General features: G+C 45.9%; 14 protein-coding genes and 3 pseudogenes. 15 read left to right on the top strand and 2 right to left on the bottom strand.

Annotated features, from left to right (window positions below; genetic code table 11):
- Nucleotides 1–26 precede the first annotated feature (26 nt).
- From J07HQW2_RS01705 to J07HQW2_RS01735, 7 genes and pseudogenes are all read left to right on the top strand, one after another.
- Nucleotides 27–1,112 carry a TraC-like domain-containing protein gene (locus J07HQW2_RS01705; RefSeq protein WP_021053482.1) on the top strand — a complete coding sequence of 362 codons (1,086 nt, stop codon included), beginning with the start codon at nt 27–29 and terminating at the stop codon, nt 1,110–1,112.
- 6 nt (nt 1,113–1,118) lie between these two features.
- Nucleotides 1,119–3,125 carry a VirB4 family type IV secretion system protein gene (locus tag J07HQW2_RS01710; RefSeq protein WP_021053483.1) on the top strand — a complete coding sequence of 669 codons (2,007 nt, stop codon included), beginning with the start codon at nt 1,119–1,121 and terminating at the stop codon, nt 3,123–3,125.
- 208 nt (nt 3,126–3,333) lie between these two features.
- Complete coding sequence (locus J07HQW2_RS01715) at nt 3,334–4,599, top strand: DUF8128 domain-containing protein (protein WP_021053484.1); 1,266 nt, start codon at nt 3,334–3,336, stop codon at nt 4,597–4,599.
- A 2-nt stretch (nt 4,600–4,601) separates the two neighbouring features.
- Nucleotides 4,602–8,030: a type IV secretion system DNA-binding domain-containing protein gene (locus J07HQW2_RS01720; protein ID WP_021053485.1), complete on the top strand. Its 3,429-nt coding sequence runs from the start codon at nt 4,602–4,604 to the stop codon at nt 8,028–8,030.
- Nucleotides 8,031–8,206: 176 nt separating this feature from the next.
- Nucleotides 8,207–8,896 carry an RAD55 family ATPase gene (locus J07HQW2_RS01725; RefSeq protein WP_021053486.1) on the top strand — a complete coding sequence of 230 codons (690 nt, stop codon included), beginning with the start codon at nt 8,207–8,209 and terminating at the stop codon, nt 8,894–8,896.
- Between the two features lie 568 nt (nt 8,897–9,464).
- Nucleotides 9,465–10,782: pseudogene (locus tag J07HQW2_RS01730) on the top strand (RNA-guided endonuclease TnpB family protein); the annotation flags it as partial.
- A 411-nt stretch (nt 10,783–11,193) separates the two neighbouring features.
- Nucleotides 11,194–11,568 (top strand): SH3 domain-containing protein, encoded by a 375-nt coding sequence (locus J07HQW2_RS01735; protein ID WP_021053491.1) that lies wholly within the window; start codon nt 11,194–11,196, stop codon nt 11,566–11,568.
- Nucleotides 11,569–11,658: 90 nt separating this feature from the next.
- On the opposite strand, the gene J07HQW2_RS01740 is transcribed toward J07HQW2_RS01735, so the two are convergent.
- A complete protein-coding gene (locus tag J07HQW2_RS01740) occupies nt 11,659–11,931 on the bottom strand; it encodes a hypothetical protein (RefSeq protein ID WP_021053493.1) in 273 nt (90 codons plus the stop codon).
- A 422-nt stretch (nt 11,932–12,353) separates the two neighbouring features.
- Between J07HQW2_RS01740 and J07HQW2_RS01745 the strand changes: the two genes are divergently transcribed.
- A complete protein-coding gene (locus J07HQW2_RS01745; RefSeq protein ID WP_021053494.1) occupies nt 12,354–12,704 on the top strand; it encodes a DUF8153 family protein in 351 nt (116 codons plus the stop codon).
- Between the two features lie 504 nt (nt 12,705–13,208).
- Here J07HQW2_RS01745 and J07HQW2_RS17090 read toward each other — a convergent pair.
- Complete coding sequence (locus tag J07HQW2_RS17090; protein WP_021053495.1) at nt 13,209–13,841, bottom strand: sensor domain-containing protein; 633 nt, start codon at nt 13,839–13,841, stop codon at nt 13,209–13,211.
- Nucleotides 13,842–13,993: 152 nt separating this feature from the next.
- Between J07HQW2_RS17090 and J07HQW2_RS01755 the strand changes: the two genes are divergently transcribed.
- The 7 genes and pseudogenes from J07HQW2_RS01755 to J07HQW2_RS01785 all read left to right on the top strand — a co-directional run.
- On the top strand, nt 13,994–14,659 hold the full coding sequence (locus J07HQW2_RS01755; RefSeq protein WP_021053496.1) for an SDR family oxidoreductase: 666 nt from the start codon (nt 13,994–13,996) through the stop codon (nt 14,657–14,659).
- Nucleotides 14,660–15,996: 1,337 nt separating this feature from the next.
- On the top strand, nt 15,997–16,182 hold the full coding sequence (locus J07HQW2_RS01760) for a hypothetical protein (RefSeq protein ID WP_303703885.1): 186 nt from the start codon (nt 15,997–15,999) through the stop codon (nt 16,180–16,182).
- A 99-nt stretch (nt 16,183–16,281) separates the two neighbouring features.
- A complete protein-coding gene (locus J07HQW2_RS17095) occupies nt 16,282–16,428 on the top strand; it encodes a hypothetical protein (RefSeq protein WP_021053498.1) in 147 nt (48 codons plus the stop codon).
- Nucleotides 16,429–17,798: 1,370 nt separating this feature from the next.
- Nucleotides 17,799–19,357 (top strand): annotated as a pseudogene (locus tag J07HQW2_RS17100) (RNA-guided endonuclease InsQ/TnpB family protein); the annotation flags it as partial.
- Between the two features lie 540 nt (nt 19,358–19,897).
- Nucleotides 19,898–20,083 carry a hypothetical protein gene (locus tag J07HQW2_RS01770; protein WP_303703886.1) on the top strand — a complete coding sequence of 62 codons (186 nt, stop codon included), beginning with the start codon at nt 19,898–19,900 and terminating at the stop codon, nt 20,081–20,083.
- Between the two features lie 534 nt (nt 20,084–20,617).
- Nucleotides 20,618–22,195 carry an MBL fold metallo-hydrolase gene (locus J07HQW2_RS01775; protein WP_021053503.1) on the top strand — a complete coding sequence of 526 codons (1,578 nt, stop codon included), beginning with the start codon at nt 20,618–20,620 and terminating at the stop codon, nt 22,193–22,195.
- Nucleotides 22,196–24,313: 2,118 nt separating this feature from the next.
- Nucleotides 24,314–24,789 (top strand): annotated as a pseudogene (locus J07HQW2_RS01785) (hypothetical protein); the annotation flags it as partial.

Here is a 24,789-nt window from a genome sequence, read left to right on the forward strand (position 1 = left end):
ATAACACGATAAAATATACTATATAAATGTCAGTTGATAGACGAATACCCGAGTCATTAGGAACAACAGATACACTATTAGATAATGCCCCGCTAGTTGGGACTGTTGAAGTCACTGACGGGTTTGTCGCTTTTGGACCTGCAATGTCTGCGTTTATTATTTCAAATCAAGTTTTCCCGGCAGATTATCAGTGGATGGGCTTCGTTGTTGGATTTATTGTCGCATTAGTTGGTCTCGTGTTTCTTCTTGGAAAACCAAACTATATCTCGTTATCAGAATGGCTGCGTAATTACATAGAGTATAGAAAACGTCCACGGACAACTCACAAAGCGCTTCAAACAGACGGTGGATACAGTACAGGAAGCAAACCAATTACGAATAGTCCTGATACAAGAAATACTACATTAATTGAACAAATCTACCCCGAAGCAAATGCGATTGAACGAACAGATGGAGCTGTCGTTGGAATGGTTGAACTCGGGGGGATCAATCTTGATACAGCATTAAAATCACGTTGGGAACAAGCTTCTGGAACGTTAGCTAATTTCTTTAATACACAGATACAATATGAAATCCAATTTTATCTTCCAATGAGGAAGTTTGACCCATCGGGTCAAATCCAGTTATACGAAAATCGAGCTGATTCGGCTGTTGATGAAGATAATGCATTATTGCTTGAATACCTTGATGATCGACGATCCTGGTTCTATGGATTGTCTTACGACTCATATATTCGAGAATGTTATGTCATAGTGGCTGTTGATAAATCAGATGTATTGAACGAACAAATGGGCGTTGACTCTGACAGTGTATTTAATTTTATTACCGAAACAAAATGTGGTGAGCTTCTCTCTGATGCATTTGTTGGACTCCGTGGAACGCACACGATAAGCCGATTAACAGGGTATGAGATGAAAGAACGACAACTACAGGAGTTGAATCGGCGCTTAAATGAAATAAATTCAGGCATGGGTTCTGGAGAATCAATGGCAACAGAGATTATATCAGCGGATAAAGCAGGAATCCTTTTGAAAGAATATTGGGAGGGCGTTGACATCCCAAAACTCGAAGGAGAGAATCTCATTCGCGAAAAACCAATTGTCACAAAGTAAGTAATTATGAAACTACCATTTATTCAATCCTCGACTGAGAATAATACCGATCAAACCGAAGACAGCACTGAGCAGAATAAAGCAACATCAGGGTCTCAACGCAATGGGATTCCGAATATCGGACGTTTTCATAAGGATATTATTTCACCATCTGGGATTTATGAAGAAGTATCGCAAGCAAAGGTTGGAAATCATCATGTGAAAACGTTCTTTATTAATGGATGGCCAGATGCTCCAAATACACTATTTCTTGATAAGATTTTGAAATCGGTCCCAGTTGAGAATGATATCTCGATTCACGTGAGTCCATATCAATCAGGTGAGCTTATGAGATCACTTGGCAAAGAAGTTGAGCAAGCAAGAGCTCGATTGAATACTCGTGAAGGAGGTGTGCTAACGAATCGACGGAAACAAAAAGAGTATGAGCAAACAGCAGAGATTTATCAAGCGTTAGAGCAAACGAATACAGAATTATTCGACGTTGGGATGTACATCACAATCCGTGGTGAATCAAAGGAAGAACTAAATGAAGCAACAGATGTGCTTTTGAAGGCAATGCGGTCTGCTCCAGCATTACTTCAACCAGCACCACTAGTACACAGACAATTAGAAGGAATGCAAGCTGTTTCTCCAATTGGAGCAGACACAGTTGGATATAAAACAGAGATGATGGGTGGTGCAATTGGGACAATGCTCCCGTATTCTTCAAAACGGATTATTGAAGATACTGGTGTAGATTTTGGTGTTCATGCGGGAAACAATTCACCCGTGATCGTCGATCGATGGACGCGAGAAAATGGATATAACCAACTCACAATCGGAAAAATTGGAAGTGGCAAATCCTTTTCTATAAAATTGAATATGTTGCGCAGTTACGCGTCACGAGATGATGTGTTATTATTCATACTAGATCCTGTTGGAGGATTTGACAATATTGTAACTGCACTCAAGGGAGAACGGGTCACTGTTGGTGGAAAGCTTGGACTAAATCCGATGGAGATCCGACCAACACCAGAACGAGTAATGAAGCGAGCGTCTGATATCGATCCATATGCTATGAAAAAGGCAACTGTGATTGAATTTTTTGAAATGTATTTCTCTCAACGAGGGGTCTCATTAGATGATTCACGAGGTGTTCTTGAAACCGCAGTTGAAGCAGCATACTTTGAAAACGGAATTACTCGAGATATATCTACACATGATAATCCCTCTCCAACAATTAAGAATGTCATCAGGATCGTAGAACTCATGGCTGAAGAACCGAGTGAATTTGTCGATGCCGACTCTGATAGGCTCAGAGACCGAATTGAAACACAGGCAGCACGTTTGATAACTGGGTTCACGCAGTTCAAAGAGGGTGGGCAGTTTGAGAATCTTGCTGGAGAGTCAGAACTAGACATTCGAGATAACAACGTTACTTACTTCGATTTAACTCAAAAGGAAGGATCCGGAGAAATTGGATTGATGATGACGCTGTTGTTCTCTGAAGTATACCAAATTGCGAAAGAAACAGACAAGAAGGTGATGTTCATTATTGACGAAGCTCATTACCTGATGAAAGATGCGGAAACTCTTGACTTTCTCACTACTGCAGTCCGCCACTCTCGCCATCTTGACCTCTCGATTAATTTCATTACACAAACTATTGAAGAGTTCTTTAGTCATCACAAAGCACAGTCTATTGCACAGCTATGTTCATTAAAACTATTTCAGCGAACAGAGTCAGATATCCCTCCAGATATCGCAGACACATTAGATCTTAACCAAAGTGAAATTAATTTCATCCAGACAGCACAGGCAGGGTCACAAGAGTTAGGATACTCTGAAGCTCTTCTTGGGGTCGGATCGATGGGATATGTCCCGATTAGAGTCATTGCAAGTGATCTTGAAGAGAATATAATTAATTACGAGGATCAGTTTGAGGCCGATGAAGCCGAATTTATTGGAGATTCAGTGAATTCTGAAGAGACTGAAGATGAAAACACCGAAAACGCCGAGAGTTCTAGAGAATAGTGCAGAGTCATCATGTTTTCATTAATTAGAGGGTATCCTTACGACTAATAACGTGGATCGATACACTCCTGAAGTAAATAGAGGTATAGAGTGAATCGAGAATATATAATCCCCTTATGACAGTTTCACACGAATTATAGATATCCCAGGAATATTTATATATGATGACATAATCACATAAGATAGATTATACATATAGAGTAAATACATGTCTGAGTTTCATCCAATCAAGATTAACGAGCAATTCGCTGAAGCACTTAGTGGAAAGACAATATATACACCCAGTAAATCACAGCTCATCAAGATTAATCCACCTAAAAAGAATGAAGGAATAGACGCAAGTATTTCATTATATCGAGCGTTGTACGATTCACAAAATAATAGAATACAGAGTTATAGTCCAGAGAGTGAATCAGAATCAAAATCAGTAATTGGAACAGAAATTTGGTACGATGAGGAAGAACTGAAGTTTATGTTTTATTCTCCAAATAGTGATTTATCTCGGTTACAGAGGAGGCATATTGATGGATTCTTTCCATTATGTCGGATTGAACGTCAGAGGAGTAGATTTCCCTCAGTTACTGCTGGAGATTATATCACAGGTGGAAACGTATGGTTACAAAATCACTATTTTGAACCGATTCGACAGAAAAAGCACGGTATTAATACATGGAATGATCCGTATCAAATGATTTTCAATGGAATTGATACTCGTGATTCAACACGAACTTTGGTACAGGTATTATTGAAGCCAGCAATCAAGAATTGGGCTCGAGAGGCTGATACTGAGATACAAGATTACGCACAGAAATTTCTTGAACCAATCACAGAGTCTAAGTATGGTGGTCTTATCCAGAATACATCCGAACGAACACCAGAGGAAAAGAAATACGCAAAGACGATCATGAAACAGGTCGATCAGCAGGCATTTCATGTCAACATCCGATTTGTAGTGATTGCTGATTCACCGAATGATGCAACAACACATGCTGTTGAAATTGACACTTTATTTCAAAACGGGTATGTCGAGATGGGAGGTCAAACGTTAGTAACTGATCCTGCCTCGACTCTAGATGAAACAAAAGAACTTGTTCGAAGGATAGCTAAAAGAGAAAGTCTGAATATGACGCCTCCCTCGGGGTTCTTAGACGGACTTAATCATATCAGAGACACTGATCCAACAAGATACATGATCATGAGTATTAATGAACTAGCTGGAATTACGCATCTCCCTACTGCAGACGAGGTCTCAAGTAATAGTATCTCATGGACGGATGTATCGATTACAGGAGTTCTTCCGCCAACAGCAAAGTCTCATGATCCTGTATCTGTCGAAGAACGTCAGCGACAGCTGAAAACGTGGGCGAGGGACGGAGACAACATAAAAGAAAAGTTTGGCATCACTGAAGAGGACTCAATCGTTGAAAATCCACTTGGAGGTGACAATAATAGTCATACTGGCAAAGATAACTGATTATGGGATTAAAAGATATTTTTACTGAAGAAATCGAGGCACAGAGTGATGAAAATTCAGAAACAGAGACGGAGACAGGTGCAGAAACTGAAATAGCTGATTCAGCTGCTTCAATTGCAAGAAAAGCCGAATTAGAACAAAAGTACTGGCCATATGCATTTACAGCGACTGGACATAATGTCAAAATCGGCGGAAATGAAGTAATGATGGCTGATGCAACAGACTATCGTGGAAAGCCAGAGTCATATGCCGGTCAGTGGGTACGAGAGATGTTTGAGGCTCATCAGTTTAGAGAAGAAGAGAACTCTTGGATGGGTTATACTCGTGACAATGTGAAAGGAGTTCAAGAAGCCGGAGTCGAGCATGAGTCACTATTTCGCCATCTTGCCTTTTTCGGGATTACTGGATATGGTAAAACAACAGTTATTCAAAATCTCATGGTGCAATGGGCATTGAAAGGACATGGATTTTGCTTTATTGATCCGAAGGAGAATGATATCTATACATTACTTGATATGCTCCCTGAAGATCGGCTAGACGATGTTATCTGGGTTGAACCGGGATCACCAGATGACAAGATTGTTGGATTCAATTATTTTGATACAAATCATGAACATGGAACTGCACAGCATGAAAATGAAGTTACAGAGATAACTGAGGACTTTGTATCGCTTCTCAAAGCCTCGGATCCAACGTGGGGAGCAACGATGGATGCGGTTGCAAAAGCGATTTCACGTCAGCTGATTCGGTCTGAGGAGACGTTTACAATCGGAGACATGTATCGGATCATCACTGATGATGAGCAGCGAGAACAATTCGCTGAAGAGTTTGGTGATGATACTGAATCGATGTTTCTTGATCGGCTCACAGAATTTTATAATGAAAAAGAGTTTGACCCATTGATAAAGCGATTTCGGGATTGGCTCGACAATCGGAATACTCGAGAAATTGTCTCTCATCGTAATTCAAAGATTGATATTACCGAAGTTGTTGAGGCAAATAAAATCCTGTTGGTCAGACTTGCAAATATTCCGTCTGAGGACATTCAATCGCTTATTACAACATCAATTGTTCGTCGTATTTGGTCAACTGTGAAAGCTCGTCAAAGTATTCCAAAGTCAGAGCGGAAGCCATATTTCGTAATTATGGACGAGTTTAATCAGCTCTCAAAGGGAGCGATGAACATCAAAAACATGCTCAGTAAAGGGAGGTCATTTCGATTAAGTCTCACAATAGCAACACAGGCTCCAACGCAACTTCCAGATGATATCATGGAAGAGATTCTAACGAACGTTGATAACTTGTGTACATTTAATCCTGGGGCGAATCCGGTTGCTGTTTCTCCGCTTGCGAGTCGGTATGATCTTCATCCGTCAGAACTCCAATCGCTCAATAGATACGAACTACTTGCAAAGTTGAATGTCGGGACTAAGTCGACTGAAGGATTACTGATTAATACATTTCCACCATATCCTCCACGAAGAACTCGAGCTGAGTCAGAGAAAGTTATCGAACGGTCACTTGAAAAATACGGAGTCGAGAAACTCGATGAAGATGCTGAAGATGATGGGTTTGCACTCGATGATGACGCAGAGGGTGATACAATTAGTGTGACAGACGACATTTCCGTTCCAGTTCATCAGATATTAGAAAGCATCCATACTGCAGGTGTTCGATACGGCACAGAAACGATCAAACAGAAAACAGGGTGGGTATCACCTGAGAATATCAGATCTGAACTTGAAAAATACGCGACTGATATTTCAAGTGGTGTGTTATTCGATAATCTCATGGAAATGGTCCCACGATCACTCATCAACGAGTTAGAAACCAGTAATTCTCGTTTCTACTACCGATTAACCCCTGAAGGAGAAACACAGACATTTATTCAAGATACTGGTGCATCGCAGACTGGAGGGAAGAGAGGACATCGTCGGTTACTCTCACGCGGATATGATGCATTCATTAAGCTAGGATATGACGTTCAACTTCCAGCACAGGACGGAGAAGAGCAGCCAGATGGAATTGCAAAACCTCAAATAAATCCCGCTGAAGAAGCAAGTTCGATAACTGAAGTAGAGCAATTAACCAATGCACTTGAGACGAATCATCCTCGGCTCTATGATTTGTTTAAAGATAACCACATCTCAATCGAAGCTGAGTCAACGACAACGACAAAACCAAAGCAAACGATCAAAAACCTTGCAAAGGCAGTGAACAAGAATAGACACTGTGTATTTCTTGTTAAAGATGGAATAGAAAAAGACGACTTCTATTACTACGCTAAAAGTATCTATACGATTCTTGAAGAACCGAAATTTGTTAATAACAAACAACACCGTAATCGACGATTTTATAATAAATCAACAGGCAGTGAACTCACACTCAATAATGGTAGCAAAGCCCTTCGAAAACGCAGAGAATCAGATACTGGACGAACTGCACAAACAATTTGGAAAGAGGAAGGGCATGACGTCATTCTTGAAGATCCTGATGATGGACCTCCACTCGCCGTATTCGATGATATTGATGATCTTAAAGATCCATCACCGTCTAAAGTTCCATTTCATTTTGAGTATATTCAAAACCAATCAGAATACGTTGTTTACGATAATAAAAACAACATAATAGTAACATATGATACAAAAGAGAAACTCAAAAAAGAATATGATGTTATTCCCGGACCAGTAATCCCCAGTCATGTGTTCTCGAATGGAGAGTATCCATCGCAGGATGAGTGGACGATAGTTGTTATCCCAAGTGATACTATCGACGCTGGACCACAGATATTTAATGGATATGAGTCAGATGACAAGACTGAAAATACAGAACCATTGCTTGAAGATCATGACCCGTTTGATCCGATAAAGCATACTGCCTCAAAAGTAGACAGTTCAACACAAAAGTTAACGGCTGACGTTGTTGCTGATTCAGAGAAAGTATGCAGTAATCCAAAACCAACGGATTCTGAGTATAATCCTGCCAAAGACAACAGTAATTTTCACACGGGATACAATGAAGATGGGATGGATAATGCATATACTGGTGGAAGTGCCCGTGAAAAAGATAAAAACGGAGACCTCGATTCGTATGAGATTACGGAGTCAAAACCAGATGCATCAGGCACTGAACAAAGTAAATCAACTGATATCGATCAAACGCAGCGAGTAAATCTGGAAAATGAATCAGCAGGCTCAACAGTAAATGTAGAGGAGACAGCTGAAACTGAGGCTGAGCATATGCCTGAATTTGAATCTGAGTTAGACGTCAATAAGCAGTCGGATGATGTAGACAAGGATAATGATGAAAATAGCAATGAGAATACTAAGACTGTTGATCGATTTAAATCAGGACACTACGCAGCACAACGCACTAGCTTACGCTCTAAAAACACACAGTCAGATGATACTGAATCAGATGACGATCAATAAAAGATAATCTACAGATCGCTTGAGTCATATCGCATTTTTATTAGTATTATCAATAAGTTTATATTATAAAAAGCAAATACAGCTGTATGAATAATGATTTGATCAAGCAAGCTGTCGCTCTTGCAATCGTAGTGGCAATGGTTCTAATCCCAATTAGCGCATATATTTAGATAATTATGACACTCAAGACATTCACCAATCCTGATTATAGTCAATTATTACCAAATACGTATTCAACAGGTATCGACGGACTAGATCTTGATTATTTACAAGGAATACCTTACGGTAGTGTGGTTGGAATTATTTCTGACCCACGTATACAGTATGAGTTGTTTAATTATCATCTTGTTCATACTGATCGACCGACTGAGTACGTCAGCACGGTAAGACCCAGTCGACTGATTACACAAGATATTGAATCAATGGGAGCTATTACAGATGGAATTCACATCAAGGACGTGTTTGGATCCCGAGAGACGGCAAAAAATATTATTCTTAAACATGTTGGTCGAATTGAAGAAGGTCACAATTATATTCTTGATACAGTCGGGTCATATTATTTACTTGAGGAGAATCCTGATATGTTTCTTCAGACTCTCAGAAACGTGTACACAACAGTTCATGATAAAAACGCTATTGCGTATCTAAATTTCACTAATATTGCACCGGCAGCGTCGTCAGAGCATATTCAAGAGGCAATTGGAATGTGTGACGGGATATTTAATTTAATACAGGAGGTTAAAAGTCGAAACATTGAAACATTCCTTGAAATCAAGCGAATGCGAAAGCGGTCGTATCCATCTGAGCGTATTAAAGTTGAAACAAATAATATCCTCACGATTGATACGACACAAAATATTGCATAAAGATGAATCGAATACAAAGCGATAATTCCTCACGAGTTGAATTTAACACAGTGATACGAATGCTGAAAAAACTCTAAATTACTTGAGCCACGAATAATGAGTTCAGTTGAAATTATCTCACAAAAAGTTGAAGCGTATCATCTCGTAGTTGAAACGTTGCATAAGTCACGATACTCTGCAGAATGGACACAATACGATGAGTCAATACAGTCTTATCTTAGAACATATGAGTCCTATTTACAGTCATTGCAAATCATAAACTAAACAGAGTTGTTTACGAAAGCCAGAACACGAACTCTCCGGGACTGGCTTTAGTGCATAATTTCTTATACTCACCGGCTCGCTATTGCTAAATTAGGGGAGATTATATGTTATTGTGAAACACAGATGTGAATAGATACATTAGTACAATTTCACGCCGAAAATTACACAGAACCAAGGAGAAAGCCCACGACTTTACTCGTGGGATGAATCCGACAACACACGACACGAACCACGAGCGATAGCCACTCCGAGTCTCCCACGTTAATCCATACCGTTCGGCACGAACATTTCTTAGACTGTCGCGATGAAGCGAACCAACCACTTCGATGTTCGCCTTCGCTCTATCACAGAGCGTGAGGTGTTCGTTGATGGGTGGATGCTTCTGCGAGTCTCTGGGATGAGACGAACTACGCTCGCCGCCAAGCCTTCCTCGCAGACGATGAAAGCGTCTGGGATGCTGACACCGGCTGTCTCGAAGGCAAATACAAAGCCGTCCTCAGCAGTAGAGTAGAGTAGTGTTGCCCAGCAAGTCATTCGGAAAAACAGTGAAGCGTGGCGATCGTTCTTCGACCTCAATGAAAAGTACCACGCCGGAAAAGTTGATGCGAGACCGTCGCCTCTGGGGCAACGAGGAAGGGGAGGGGGACGGGTGCTGCGTACCTACGTTCGCAGCGATCAGTACACCATCGGATATGGGAACCGCTCCCGGCTCGAAGTGCCGATTGGCTCCGAACTCACAGACGAACTCGGGGTGAATCGGAATCAGCGTCTTCGTGTTGAAATTGCAGGCGACCCGAAGTGGAGCGGCAAACACAACGGGCTTGAGATTGTGTACGACGAACTCGTAGACACGTTCAGGGCTTTCCAACCAGTCACTATCGATGATTCTCGACTGGATTCACCACTGGCTTCAGAAGAAGCCGCTCTGGACGTGGGTGCGAACAACCTCGTCGCCTGCACAGTATCGATCGGTTCTCAATTCATATACGACGGACGCGACCTGTTCGAGCAGTTCCGTGAAATCACGGAACAAATCGCGCACTATCAGTCCCTTCTCGAAGACCAGCGTGAGTCCAGCAAGCGCATCGACCGCTTGTATCGAAAACGAAACGCACGAATCAGCGCAACCACGCCCAAGACAGTCTTGTGCGTGCCCTCGTTGAATGCTTGCACGATGAAGGCGTTTCAACGCTGTACGTTGGCGACACCAAGGGTGTTCTCGGCACGCACTGGTCGTGGTCGCCTCGTGTGACCGAGAAAACGCACAACTTCTGGGCGTACCGCCGGTTCATCAACCGCCTCAAGGACGTGTGCGAAGAATACGGTATCATGCTCGAGGAAGAATCCGAGGCGTGGACGAGTCAGGAGTGCCCTGGATGTGGCAAGCGCGAAGGGACTGTTCGTCACAGGGATTCGTTGACGTGTCCGTGCGGGTTTGAAGGACACGCTGAGTTGGTGGCGTCCGAATCGTTCTTGAGACAGCAGAACACCACGGTTGGGTCGATGGCACGACCCGTGCCGTGTACCTCAAGTGGACCAAACACAGTTGGCGGGAACATCAGAGCCCGCCCTCCATCGCAGTGGAGACAACGGCAAACGAGGAATACACAACCCAGAATAGAGTCCCACAGCGAGTGGGAATGTCGCTCTCGGGGAAGCTCAGACCGATTGAGACTCCCACGAGAGGAATCCCACGAGTTCAGTCGTGGGTGGATGTCAAAGATATGCTGATATTGTTTATTGTTTAATCTGCGTTAATGCAGTAGGTTTGTTTATGCATTTCGCTTATATTGTATTGTACAGTGAGTGCTACAGAGACAATGCTATTGAATAAATGGTGTAACACAAGAAATCGTTGTCGAGCCAGAACGCTCTCTCACACGGTTGGATGTAATTAAACCTGCAGAAACCGAGGCTAACAATATAGTAGGTATCTAAAAGTATCGAATAGACTAATCGAACTCACAACACTGCAGTATAGATATTTTCAAATCGTAACAAAATATATACTATCTACTGTAAAATGATATTATATGGATGGCTCAGCGGAAAAAATGTATAAAGAAGAACTCAACTCTTTATTCTTATTTACTGATGGAGATATACAGTTCACCGGGCGTATTTGTGATATGACTAATCGACCAATTTCAGCTGGTGATCATGTCTATGTCTACTTAGACAGAACTTCAGGCCAATGGTGGGCGACAAGGACAGCAACTGAAGCAGCCCGTGTTCCATTTGATGGCGAAGAACGAGAGGATGGAATGCCTCGTGCCGAGATCCTATGCAAGGCATTTGATAATGAAAATCAACCTGAAGAATTTAAACATTCAGGCTATCGAATAAATGTTTCAACAGAATTGCTAGGACTCCAATTGGTCTGTATTGAAGATGTCGTGAGAATGTGATATTTCCAGAACAGTTTCAATGGAAATTTGTTGAGATCAATTAGAGACTCCCCTACAGTTGGGGAGTGTTTTTCGAATTGGGTAAGTATACTATATTCGATGGCGAGGTTCGTTTCTAACATCCTCGACGATACGACGGTTTTGAGTATCAAATGCTCCAACTACTGAAAAACCGTATTCCAAGAACATTTGAATTGATCCTGCAAATAGATTGGTGTTGATGCGGTCTTGTTTAGCATCATACGCTAGTTCGAGCTGTTCTGCGAACCATTGTCCCTCAGAGTGATTCGAAATTTCAAGAATATAATGAAGATATTTGTTTGTGTGTTCGTGAATCGCTATTTCTATCTTTTTCGATACCATAATTATTTGATACTTTGTCAGGATTTATATTTTTTGATAAGCACAAACTCAAACTCAAACTCAAAATCAGACTATAACGTATGGTATGAATGTGAATTTTAGTTATCCAATATGTGGTCATGATTGAAATCCCCCCGACGGTGTTTGTTGCGAACGCGATATTCACCGGTAGGATGGTGATACTCGGTGTCTACCTGATGATAACTGGAGCTCTGATCACAGTTCGTCCATTTCATTATTTACGTTCTCTCGAAAAGCACAATTGAAACAATCGACTCAGTCTTTCAGTTATACAAATTATTGCCGCTAGTTGTGCAGAGACAGCAGGGCAGGGGTAGGGAAGAGCAGAATATCTGCTTCGGTAAGATATCCTGAAACGAGCCCAGCCGGTATAAGTATCTCCTGGCATCACAGTGTGGCATATGCGTCCTACCCTTCGGTATTTCGTGTCAATATTTATTGGACTCATTGTGACAGTCTCTGTCGCCAAATTCGCAACGACAGATCACTTGTTGACGATTTTACTTTTTCCACTCTATGCGGCTGTCAGTTCGATGGTAATAGTACACTGGCAAGCGTACTTTGCTCTGTTTCGTGGCGACGACACCTCGGCAAGTCAACGAAAGCGTTCAGGGGTTGTTGGTGGTGTTGTCGCATGGACCGGCACACTTCTCGCGCAGATATCACTCTTGGCTTGTGTCGCTGGGTTCGGATTACTGCTTCTTGGGATGATAGTAGTCGTTGCTGAATGTGATGAATCGTCAAGGGCGTGAATCCAAGATTCACGTCTGGCGTCTGGAGTCTGAGAAATCACCGGGGACCTGGTTCCGTTGTCATTAACATCGACATTGAGGTGAAGTAGATGTCCTGGGTCATGCTGAGATTCAGTCTCTAATAGTTCGATCCGACTGTCTCTGCACAAATCACTCTCAATGTTTGTGCAGGTACTGTGGTAACTACGATAGGCGGTACAGTAAAAATAAATGATGAACAAACGTCACCCCCCGCTCCCGCTTCTGCCTCCGCTCTGTCAGTAACCAACCTCACTGTGTAGACATATTATTCCGCTCCGGTGTAACCCCCAAGTCTGAGGAGTCGCTCTGTCAGCGTTCTGAATACCCATGCAGTCAGATTGACGCCGTGCAAACCAACAAGACAACAGATGATACCCAGTCCCGAAGCAACCACTGCCTCCGGAAGTGTATTAACACTGACACTGGTAAGTGACCCAAGATTAATATCTACTGATCCGACATCGACCGTCCCACTCGCCTGTGTCAGCTCGTATTCGATGCCAGGTACCCAGTAAAGTAAACAAGAGGGGCAACGGCAAGTGTCAGTGCCAGCGTGAACCCCACAATGATGGCAACGAATACGTGGAGACCAATCACAAATGACACAAACGCGAACAGGACTAGCAGGTAGTTGCGCGGGATGGTCACAATAGCTTTCAGATACGGTGTGATTGATAATTCCCGAGGATCGGCAACGCTATAAGACACATCCTGCCCGTAGAGTTTGTTGAGGAGCTCAACCTCAATGAGCCCGACGTAGCCAGCCAGTCCAACCACACCAGCGAGTATTAGGATTCCGACCATTACTGGAATGAGACTGACTCCAAGACTGAATCCAGTGATGAATATTGTAAAGTATGCGATCCCGAGTGGGAACCTTGCAAGCAGATACAGTAAGTTTAGGTACGTTTGCCGGCGAGTCCCGACGCCGAGGGCGCGACTGATGAGTGATTGTCCGTCTGCGGCGTCTGTGTCTGTGTCTGTTGCCTGCGAGCCATACCATAAGAATCCGACTGATGATATATGAGTTCCAACTCGCTGTTGCCGGGAGGGAAATAGAGAGTATGAACTTATGCTCTTAGGTGGTTTTGACTTTGTCGACAGCCCTCGCGACATCGGGGACTCATGTGGTGATCCCAGGCGGTCGCAACGTTGTGAATGCAATCCTTGACCACCGGGGATTCCCTTAGCGAGTTCGCTAAGATCGATCGTGTGTGTTGTATGCTTTTTCGAGATTGGTTTTTGTCCCCGCTTGCCTTGCCACAGATATGGGCGATGCGGTAGTTATTGCGGGCGTCGGAGAAACAATCGGCGAGGCGACGGCACGACAGCTACACAGCGAGGGCTACAATGTCGGTCTGTTCGCTCGACGTGCTTCGGTCATCCAAGAGCTCGCAGCGGATCTCGGTAAGGGGGCGATTGCAGTACCAACAGACGTGACCGATACAGAAGCCGTCAAAGCGGGCACTGAGCGGATTCAAGATGAACTTGGTCAGATCGGAGCAGTCATACTCAATGCAACTGGTGGTGGCGGTCGACCGATCAACGACGCGAGTGTTGAACGCCTCCGGTCGATCTTTGATGTCCGGGTCGCTGGGTCACTGGCTTGCGTCCAAGCCGCGCTTCCGGACCTTCGTGACACAGACGGGACAGTTGTGTTCAGTGGGACGACCTACGCTGAGGGAGCCGTCTCCAAGCAAATCGAATGGGGTGCTGTCGCACCAGCCGCACGTGGGCTTGCAACCTCGCTTGATGCCGCACTTGATCAGGTGCAGGTCACGTATGTCAGTATTGGAACGAGCGTTACACCAGCTGGAACAACCACAGGCGCGCGGCAGAGTCTCGACGCCAGCGAACTCGCGAGCCTGTACTCTGACCTGATCAAGCGCGATCAAGCAGTCACACGGGAGATTGACGTATTCCTCCGTGGGTGACATCTCATGTCACAGGATAGGAGCAAACAGATCGTCGACCCGAAGCCGTCCTGGCGGCCGTGTTCTATACTATACTATAATACTGCCGTGGTAGAATTAACACCCAAACTCACGCCACAGTGAGAGTGGGGCTACTGTAGATTTTCTCTATAAATTCTCAAAGTTAGTTTGTTTATTGTAAGATAGAGATCCACCTTTATCATGAATGATATTCAGTTCATCCATACTTTTCAGCACGCGTTTGATTATCTCCTCACTGAGTTCTCCTTCCAGCTATCAGCGTAGTCTCATACTTCACTGGTAATTCACCTTCGCCGAGTATCGACCACGATCACCCAATTTAAAAAACAACAGAAATCATCGGTTATTGGTATCACCATCTCAAGAGCGATTCACGGCAGGAGTTTGTCAATTACTATAGAAAATCCGACAGGTGTACCAAATTACTTAATGTATGAAACCGCTACTTTAGCGTGGTTGCTAGGGGCATACCTCCGAATTAGCCAAGTATGTTCTCTGGATGAGTCAGCCTCGGTTAATTCTGAGAACCGGGATCATCACTTGATCTCCATGCCCCTAGCAGTCACATATTCTATTGTACTACCATATAAAATCTCGTGATATTTGTTTTTCCAGGGTACGAACACTATTTTTTCAATTTCTCAACACACGTAATTAACACCCTTTGTTATTGATCATGATAGTCATCTCGGAGCGAATTTAGGACTGTTACACATGTGCTCTGTGGGTAGAGTGGTGATACACGACTTACATAGATTATATACTGCTATTGAGAGTTGTTTATTCAGATTCAGCTGCGCCCGTGCAACGCGCTGATCAGCAGGTCAGGTGATTATAATATCTCACGTCAAATCTATAGAATCGTGAGGAATTGAGCAATCGACTGATTCAACTCTAAGATGACTAAGTAACATCGCTATGGCACCACCAAGCAAAATTATGAGGACTATTTCGGGTCCATATTGAGATAGAAAGCTCCAAATAGCGAAGAATCGCTCACCTGACTGTGGGGCGAGTGGGCTGTTCGTGACTCTCGCAACAGATAAGAACACTCATTCCAGCCACACGGGTCTTGAGATTCGTATTAATCGCGTTACTGTCAATTGGGGGGTCACAGATGAGTATGACGCATCGTTCGCGATTATGTTTTATTGCTCAGCCATTAAGCAGGATGAGACTCTAATATACACATAACGAGGGCTTAGTTGGAACATAACCGCGCCTTCCACCTGACCGTTATCGGCTAACAGTGAGGTTAATCGAAGATGTCCCTCGCCCTTCAATCTCTCAGACATCAATAATCACACACTATGAATATGTCAGAGGATAACATAACTGGCGCACCTGACACGAAAGACGAGTATCAAGACATAATAAATATACTCGATGAGATAATTGAGGAAAGATTATACAAATTCCTGGGCGAGGGTCGTATCCGTAATAAAACAGCAGAAAGTTCGCATCCAATATATGAAGCGGATCGAGCAAGCGATCAGAGCTAAACGCGCAGTGGTGAGAGACAAACACCTACAAGAAATGTGGCGCACACTGGAAGTTCTCCAGGAAGAACACGAACTAGACTTGTAGCAGAGATTGAATTAATGAGTAACTACACCGAGCACGAGATAACGAATCAATTCGAGGATTTAGTTGATCAAACGGCGATCAGTGACACGCTAGCACCAGCAGTGGAATGGCGAGAGTCTGACCCAATGGCATGGAATGAGACCCTGATCAGTCGGCATTAGTGTATGACACCTGGGAAGCGCAGCACCGAGCGATTGATGCAACAATCAAAGAAGAGGCAGATATTTTCGCTTTTTTGAGATGCGGATCTGGAGAGACTCCCCTCGGGATTTGGTGGTTAGTCAAACAAACACTGGAATATGACAGTTTACGGTTCTTGGCACTCGGGATTGATTTTCAAAAAGCGAGAGATGCCGCTTTCAGAGTATTATTTGAACAATTGCCAGGAGAACAAACGGGGAGTGTAACGAGTTCGTATAATGGACCGGAATCAAGTCCTACTATTGCTGATTACACCCGACAAGATCACAAACTCACGTTTACTAATGACAGTATAATTAAACTGGGTTCTTCGGACCGTTGGAACCGATACGTCAGGTCGGGGATGGTTAGGGTGGCGTATGGGCGGATGAAGTCGGTCATCACGGCGATGATTTACACGTTCTCCTCGAAATACTCGGTCCGAGACTGCGTGGCGTTGGTGGTCCTCAGACACAGCTATGGACTCTCACTGGAAACGGCAAGAACCCCGATTTCGACATTATCGAACGTGACCAGGATGCCAACGGAGACGCATTAGGACTGAACATCAAGATCGTGAAGACAAGTATAGTTAACAATCCATATCTCGATACGAGCGAGAAGGAACGGTTCAAGCGACAATGGCAATACCTCGCGAGAAGGTCAGGCACTACATGGCGGGTTTGCATCGAGTGGCGGTAATCTCCTGAATCAGGATCGGCTCAGTTTTCTGCACAAGAGGGAAGTTCAGGACCGACAGGTCAGATCCCACATCGAGGTTGACCTGGCGTAGAGTCCAAGCAAGGCACAGACACAGGCTACGGACTCTGACTATACGACAGCGGTGTTACTTGGATATAATAAGGCGAACGGGAACGCGTATGTGATTGATGAGAACCGAGAGCGTGGAGTGACACTCCAAGAATCGGTTCAGTAATTAACTGATATTGCGGGACAACTGCCCGAACCAACGGTTAAGATCGAAGATGTAGCGGCTCAAACGTGGTTTATTCAGGAAGCCCACGCTCGGTTCCTGGGAGTATACAATCAATCTCGCCCGGAAAGCAGAGCAAAGGGGAGCGTACTACTGATATGTTCGTTCTCTTTGAGCGTGGCAATGTGCAATTAATCAATCATTCAGTGGATGCCGTTCTCGGTTCTGACTCTCGCCATGGACCGTTTATAGAAATTCGAGGAGAATACCTGCGTCTGTACGCGCAGGACAGGATAGAATGAATCCGACACCACTCCTCCACAACCCACTGTTCGATGGATAGCCCGGATATTCCACTGTCCTCAAACCGAACAGTTACAACAGACGCGAGTGTAAGTGATCATACAGACGGTTAGAATGCTGGAAACCCACCGCACTCATCGAGCGACAATCCTCAACCACGGACAACTAGAGGAAATGCTCGACTTGCACGGGTGGGACGCCAGCAAACTCTACACTGGAACGTCGCTAACCACCACTCCCGCCAACTGTGGGAGGAGACAGGTGAGATTCCTGACCACGGCGACCTCAAAGACGAGTTGAAAGGTAAGGTCACGTCAAGTACAACGGATTGCATTCGCAGTCCAGTCAGCGCGTTCTAGAGGAACTCGCCGAAGCCTTCAACTCGAACTCGTGTCGTGGGACGGCAAGAGAAACTCTGACAGTCACAGTCGAGCGAATCCGCCCGGCTACCGCAAGCAAAACTACTCCGACGACCACGGCAATCGTGTTCACGATCACGAGGAACATCCGCGCAGTACGGTCCGGTGACGTGGAAGCAGAATGGCATCCGTCACGATACCAAGAACAACCGTGTCCGCCTGTCCAAGGGCGCGAATCACAAGAGAACAAGAACATCCCAAAGCGTGGGAGTACATCCTTGTCGTTGTCGAATACGAAACTCGCCCCGGTGTTTCGGTTGAGAATCTGCAACAACTCAGGACTGTCTACGACAAAGCGAAAGGACGCTGGGAACTGCATCTCGTCTGCACAGACGAAATGGAAATCGAGACACCCACTCCCACTACACCCGGGAACGAGACAGCAGGCGTTGACCTTGGTTCGGTATCTGTAACTTCGCCGCCGTCGCATACAGTACCGAACAAGCCAAGTTGTACCCCGGAAACCGCCTCAAACAAGACGGGACGGCTATTACTTCCCGACAGAAATCGCCAACTGTGACGATTCGGATGGCGAACGGGTCACTCGTCTCCACGCGAAGTGGTCGGAACGCCGCACCCACTTTGTCCACTGTTTAGCCAAACACATCGTCGAACGGTGTGTCGAGCAGGAAGTTGGTCGTATCAACGTTGGGAAACTCGCTGGTGTCCGCGAGGACGACAACGACAACGACAACGGCGAGTCGAAGAACTGGGGTCTGGGCTGGGTCGGCACGGGAATCTTGACTTGCACGGGTGGGCGTGGGCGTGGGCGTGGGCGTTCAACAGGTTCTCGAACATCCTCGAATACAAGGCAAAGGTCGAGGGCATCAGAGTCGTGGAAGTGCCAGAGCGCGACACAAGCAAGACATGACGTGCTGTGTCTGTGGTAGGGAAGACGAAGACGACAGTCAGCGTGACGTGACGTGTTGAACGCGGTCTCTACGTGTGTGAGGAGTGTGATGCGGCGTTCAACGCTGACGTGAATGGAGCGGGGCGGGGCGGAGGCGGAGAACAGTCGTCTCGGCCTGATCAAAAGTAACTCCGAGTCTGCACCCAGTGTGGGTGGGGATAGGAGTCCCGGCTCGGCTCGGCTCGGCTCGGCTCGGCTGGGCTCGGCTCGGCTCGGCTCGGCTGGGCTCGGCTCGGCTCGGCTCGGCTCGGCTGGTTGGCACAGCCCGGAGTCTCCCTTCATGAGTTGTCCTGCGGATTCCAACCGCAACCGCAGGACCAAGTGAAGTGGTGGACTGCAAACCCTCAGCTCAGATCCCACTCCAGCGCAGCGCAGCGGTGTGGTGCCGTGGGATTCCTCCGCGTGCACGCGGAGGAGGATGTCAATCGTGAATGGATTAACTTCGGGAGGTCCGGTTCACCAGACCTACTGGATGTATGTTATTATGGATTCCAGCATATATCACTCGGTGACAGTGGCGACATCGGGAGTGCATATTCAGGGGAGTTCCATATCCGAGTGTAGGGTCTTGAGTTACCACTAGACACTTAGAATGTGTAAAAATTGTACCAGTGCGATAATTACACATGACCGGACACAGGCGCGTCTCCTGGTCACCGATCTATTGGCACGGAAAATAATCCCTGTGCAACACATAACATGTGAGAAATGTTTCCGAAGGAGTTCACCTCGCGTTGTCTCTGAATTTTCTGAACTGTATAATGTATTCTACATGCCATCGTACTCCTGTGGTATATTTGTCTGTATCCCAAAAATCAAGAAGAATGGATGATCCTGTTACTCCTCGCGATAGAGTCTGGCGCAATGTGGTAAATGCGCCCGAGGTGGAATTCACAGCCTCAGATATGAAACGCAAACTCGATCAAGATAAATATGATGAACCGCCGACCGAGGGGGTTATTGAGGACGTTCTGGAGGGAATGGCTGAACTAGAGATTATTAGTCAAGAGACTGAGTCTCGATATTACAAAAAACAAACAGATTTCACAGCACTCAGTAATACCGAATAGTCTTTTTTAGAAGAATCGTACTGTCATGCGATTCAGTGCCACTCCTATCAGACAGAGTATCAAAAGAGTGACTCTCAACATATGACAAATTATCAATTGCTGTATGTATACTCAGTCCTGTTGGTAGTTGTGAGGCTATTGTAGATTTTCATCGAGTACCCTCCTTCTCCCGGCGTGATCAAGCACTTCTTCTCTTGCTCCCGAGGAAACGCTTGACCGATCTCGGTTTCTCTGTGCTCACCATATGATGCAGCACGAATCCGGTTCCGTTAATCTCGCCGGCTTTGAGCCTCATCGTGGATAATAACTTAATTCCCCAGTTGTTCGGACCTTGCCTGATCTGTCAGTTATCGCTGATTACAGGGTGCATATTTCCTATAATCACCCTCCCAGTCTGTCAGACCAGCACTATTGGCTAACCTGTCTCGTCTGTCATCTGTCGTCTGTCGTCTGTCGTCTGTCGTCTGTCGTCTGTCGTCTCTCTCGAAGCAATCATACGATTGAAATACGTGAGTGGGGCTCAAATCGACTCTCATGAGTAACTTTGAGATAACGCCGCGTGGCGGAGCCGAAGAAGTGGGGCGATCGTGTTATCATGTCCAAACTGCCGACAGGGACTATTTCATTGATTGCGGACTCAAGCAATCCGACACGGCCGAATTCCCAACCTTTCGCGGGGTGACTCCTGGTCAGATCGACGCCGCGTTCATTACACATGCTCATATCGACCATATCGGCGGGCTGCCGGTCGCCGAACAGCGTGGCCTGTTCGCCGACAACGCATCGATTCTCATGACACGACCGACAAACGCGCTCGCGAGTATCCTCCTTCATGACTCATTCCAGATTCATAAACAAGAAATGAAAGAACTCGGTCGACCTCAACAGTTTACAAGCGATGATGTTGAGCGCATTCTTGAGCGGGTCACCAGCGTTGGGTACGATCGTGGTCAGCATCTCAACGTCACCTACGAATTCGGCGACACTGCACACCTCTTGGGTAGCGCGTGGCTTACACTCGAGTTCGACGACCGACGTGTCGTGTTTTCAGGTGACGTAGGCGGCCGGAGTGCTCATCTCGGCGATATTGACGACCCTCCTGAGGCCGACGAGCTCATACTTGAGTCCACATACGGCGACACGATGCAACACCGCTCATTCAGCGACGGGCGGACTGAGGTATATAACCAGGCTAAGCAAGCCCAAGCGGCAGGTATTCCCGTCCTGATTCCGACGTTTGCCGTCGGTCGGGCACAGGAGATTCTTCAGCTCTTTCGTGAACGAGAAGAGGACCTGCGGGCAGCTGTCGATGGTGACCCCTCAATCGTCTATGATGGGATGATCACGGATTCAATGTCTGTCTATGAGGTGTTTTGTCAAGATGAGTTCATGGGCGAGTCACTTATTAACTACCGAGTGAACTCAAGTGACACTGAGCCGTTCACTCCAGAGTGTGCGCGGACGCCCACGACGATGGACCAACGCGAACAACTGCTTGATGGGGACAACGCACCAATCATTGTGGCGCCGTCAGGGATGCTCACTGGAGGATGGTCGCCGTACTACTTGCGTGACCTTGCCCGCCACTACGAGGAAGCACGAGTTCTATTCATTGGGTATCAAGCCGCAGGGACGCCCGGCAGGGAAATCCTTGAGTCGTCTGAAGAGCACGCTGACATCCAGATCACGGCACTGCCGGCGGGTGAGGATTACGACTCTGAAACAGATGCGTTCGGATTTCAACAGCAGGAGATACGTGTGCCGACCGCATGGGTGCGTGAAGTCGGTGGGATGTCGGGTCACGCTGCCGCAAACGATCTACTCGAGTTCGCACGTGAAGCCGGACCGCTGGGTATCTCACTTGTCCACGGTCCTCCCAGCGCCGCGACACACCTCCAAGATCATCTCGCCGACAACACCGATGCGGACACAGTCCGAGTCGCTAGCCATCTTCAGACGATTGAGGTCGGTCAGTCTGGCGTGGTCATGCCAGACGTAGACGTCACCCACTTACTTGACCGACAGGCAGAACTTGAAGACGAATTAGACGCCCTTCGCGATGACATCGAGAAGATAGCGACCCGGCAGCAACTGTCTGACCGTAATAAGTGATTGCTGTGATTTTGTCAGCGCTGATGTCGTGTACGCTCAACCGTTTCTGTACGTATAATTCAGCTTCGCACGTCGTCATACCTGCTTATTCACCCATCTCACCTATTCTACCTATCGCGTGTCTGACGTACATTTAGTGCTCACTGATATAATTCTTGTAGTTTGAGACAGTGCTTCCAACACTGTCCTTCGCCGTTTGATACGACGATTATTGTTGATTCGGAAACAACGAAATAAAATGAGGGGACGCGTCAGACGTCTCAGAAATTCAATTCATAAACCACTCTATCGTTATTCGACTGGAATTCCTGCCAACAATCTGGATGAACCTTCGAGAAATGATTCATGATACAAACTCCAAAGTTGAGAGACAATATCGAGTATCCACTTATAGGTAACCGGTTCTCTGAGACTCGACTTTGCGAACTCCAAAATTAAGATAATCTCATCGGGAGTAAGGGGGCGTGATCACGCCTGGAGAAGGAGGGTACTCGATGAAAATCTCCAATAGCCTCACAACTACCAAGAGGAGTGTGTGCACTGACAGTGGATCTCTCCACAGATTCTCAAAGTCTGTTTGTCTGTTGTAATATGGAGACCCGTGTTTATGATGAATGACACTCAGTTCATCCATACTTTTCAGCATACGTTTGATCGCCCCTCATTGGGTTCTCCTTCATAGCCATCCCGTCTCAATCGACTCTGAATATCTGCCACTGTGAATTCTATTTGCACTTCAGTTACCACACCACTCCACACTCGATCGCGAGACGTGACGGGACTACTGCTAACATTCGACTGTGCAGGACTACTCATGGATTCTATCATGGGGGATACAGCCAATATGCGCCGCGCGCGAGCTCATCCAGGTAAACGAAAGCCGGGTGTATTTTGTGTGATGATATATCTATACCATACCATGCCGTCATGTCCTATCTGTGGAGATGAATGTGATACCACACGCGAAATAAGGATTCACGCTTCCCGTTCGCATGATACGACTCTCGAGGGAGAACCAACCGAGTGTGGGAACTGTGGCACGGATATACGCCGTCCGCAGCACCAACTTGAGAAGAACCAGAACGTCTTTTGCTCAGATGAGTGTGAAGCCGAGTGGCGCACGGAAGCCAGACGTGGGTGAGCTATTGTTGTTGAACGTGCTCACTGCACCGTGTGAAACAGTTCATGAACGGTTGTAATCACACGGTGGGGGAACGGATCATATCGTATGGTGAGTGTGACACATGCAATCCGATCTGCAAGGTGAAGCTGTACGGAACTGTCTTGACTCTATAATTAAACGCGATGACACTCTGAACTGAAACTGAGATGTAGGGTATCTCGTGGTCAGTCCAACGACGACACTGTCACATCTCTTAATTGCGGAGTTATTCTTTGCCAACCGATGATCCACGTGTAGAACTTACCGGTCACTAACTTCTCAGACGCGAATCCTGTGCTCGCGCTCGGGGTTATCTGATACATCGACAATTATTGGCGCACGCAGCCACTGGTACGGACGCTACACTCCCGAAAAAAGTTCCCATATGTTTATTAGAGGATAAGTTAGGTTGGAATTGGAAGTTCCGATGTCATTTCGTTTTCACGCAGTCACGATCCGTCTCAGTCTGTCGGTGACGGTGACGATGACTATTGTCTCTTCGTGTGAGAACACTCTGGGGGAGAGCACAGATCAAGTGTGTCTTATCCATTTGATTTGGTCCGTGTCGTGTCGTGTCGTATCCGCCTACGCCAACGGTAATACCAGTTGGCATTAGTGTCATGATTTGGCAGATTCGGTGACGGACATCTCCGCCTTTTCTCCTACAGGAGGCGTCTGCTACCATCTGCAGAGATGGCAGGTGCTTTGTGTTATATTTTCATTCTATTCCATTCCATCTCCGGCTTCGGAACTGATACTGATCACTGATGAGTGTCTTCGCTGTACTCACACGACTAACTCAGGCTATGTGTGTGGACTGTAGTGTTACATTACAATACATCTACCCGGCCGAGTCCTAATTCCTCGCAGCTATCTCATCCGGAGGCGACGTACAGAACCGACGCCATGCAGTTATCTGCATGGTACTGAAATGTATACATCACGTACATGATCACATGGCAAAGAATACCCAGAGGGACCGTGTGTGGGTTACAGCACTCGAAAATGACAATTTTACAAAACATGACATTATCAATCGTGCCGATGCTGGTGATCGCACAGTGCATGATGTGCTGAAAACTATGATTGATGCTGAGTTACTTAATCAGACGACTGAGTGTTGTAAAGTCGAACGTGGCGATAACATGGTTATTCAAGAGGTTACAGTGTATCGAACCCCCGACACGCAGGTATATGGGATGAGTGAATCCGTGGAATCCGATGCACGGTACGTTATTGGATGTCCCGAATGTCGAGGGACAAAAACACGGCAAATCGATAGTAAGGTTGTGAAAGAAGCCCGACAAAAAAAGAGAACATGTGATAACTGTGATACCAGAGTTGAGTTGATCAAAGATAATCGTCCGAATCCACCTATCTGCCCTAAGTGTGATGAGGAGGCAATCGATGTGATTGAGCGTGAGAGCAGTTC

It is taken from the genome of Haloquadratum walsbyi J07HQW2, from assembly GCF_000415985.1.
Taxonomy (GTDB): domain Archaea; phylum Halobacteriota; class Halobacteria; order Halobacteriales; family Haloferacaceae; genus Haloquadratum; species Haloquadratum walsbyi_B.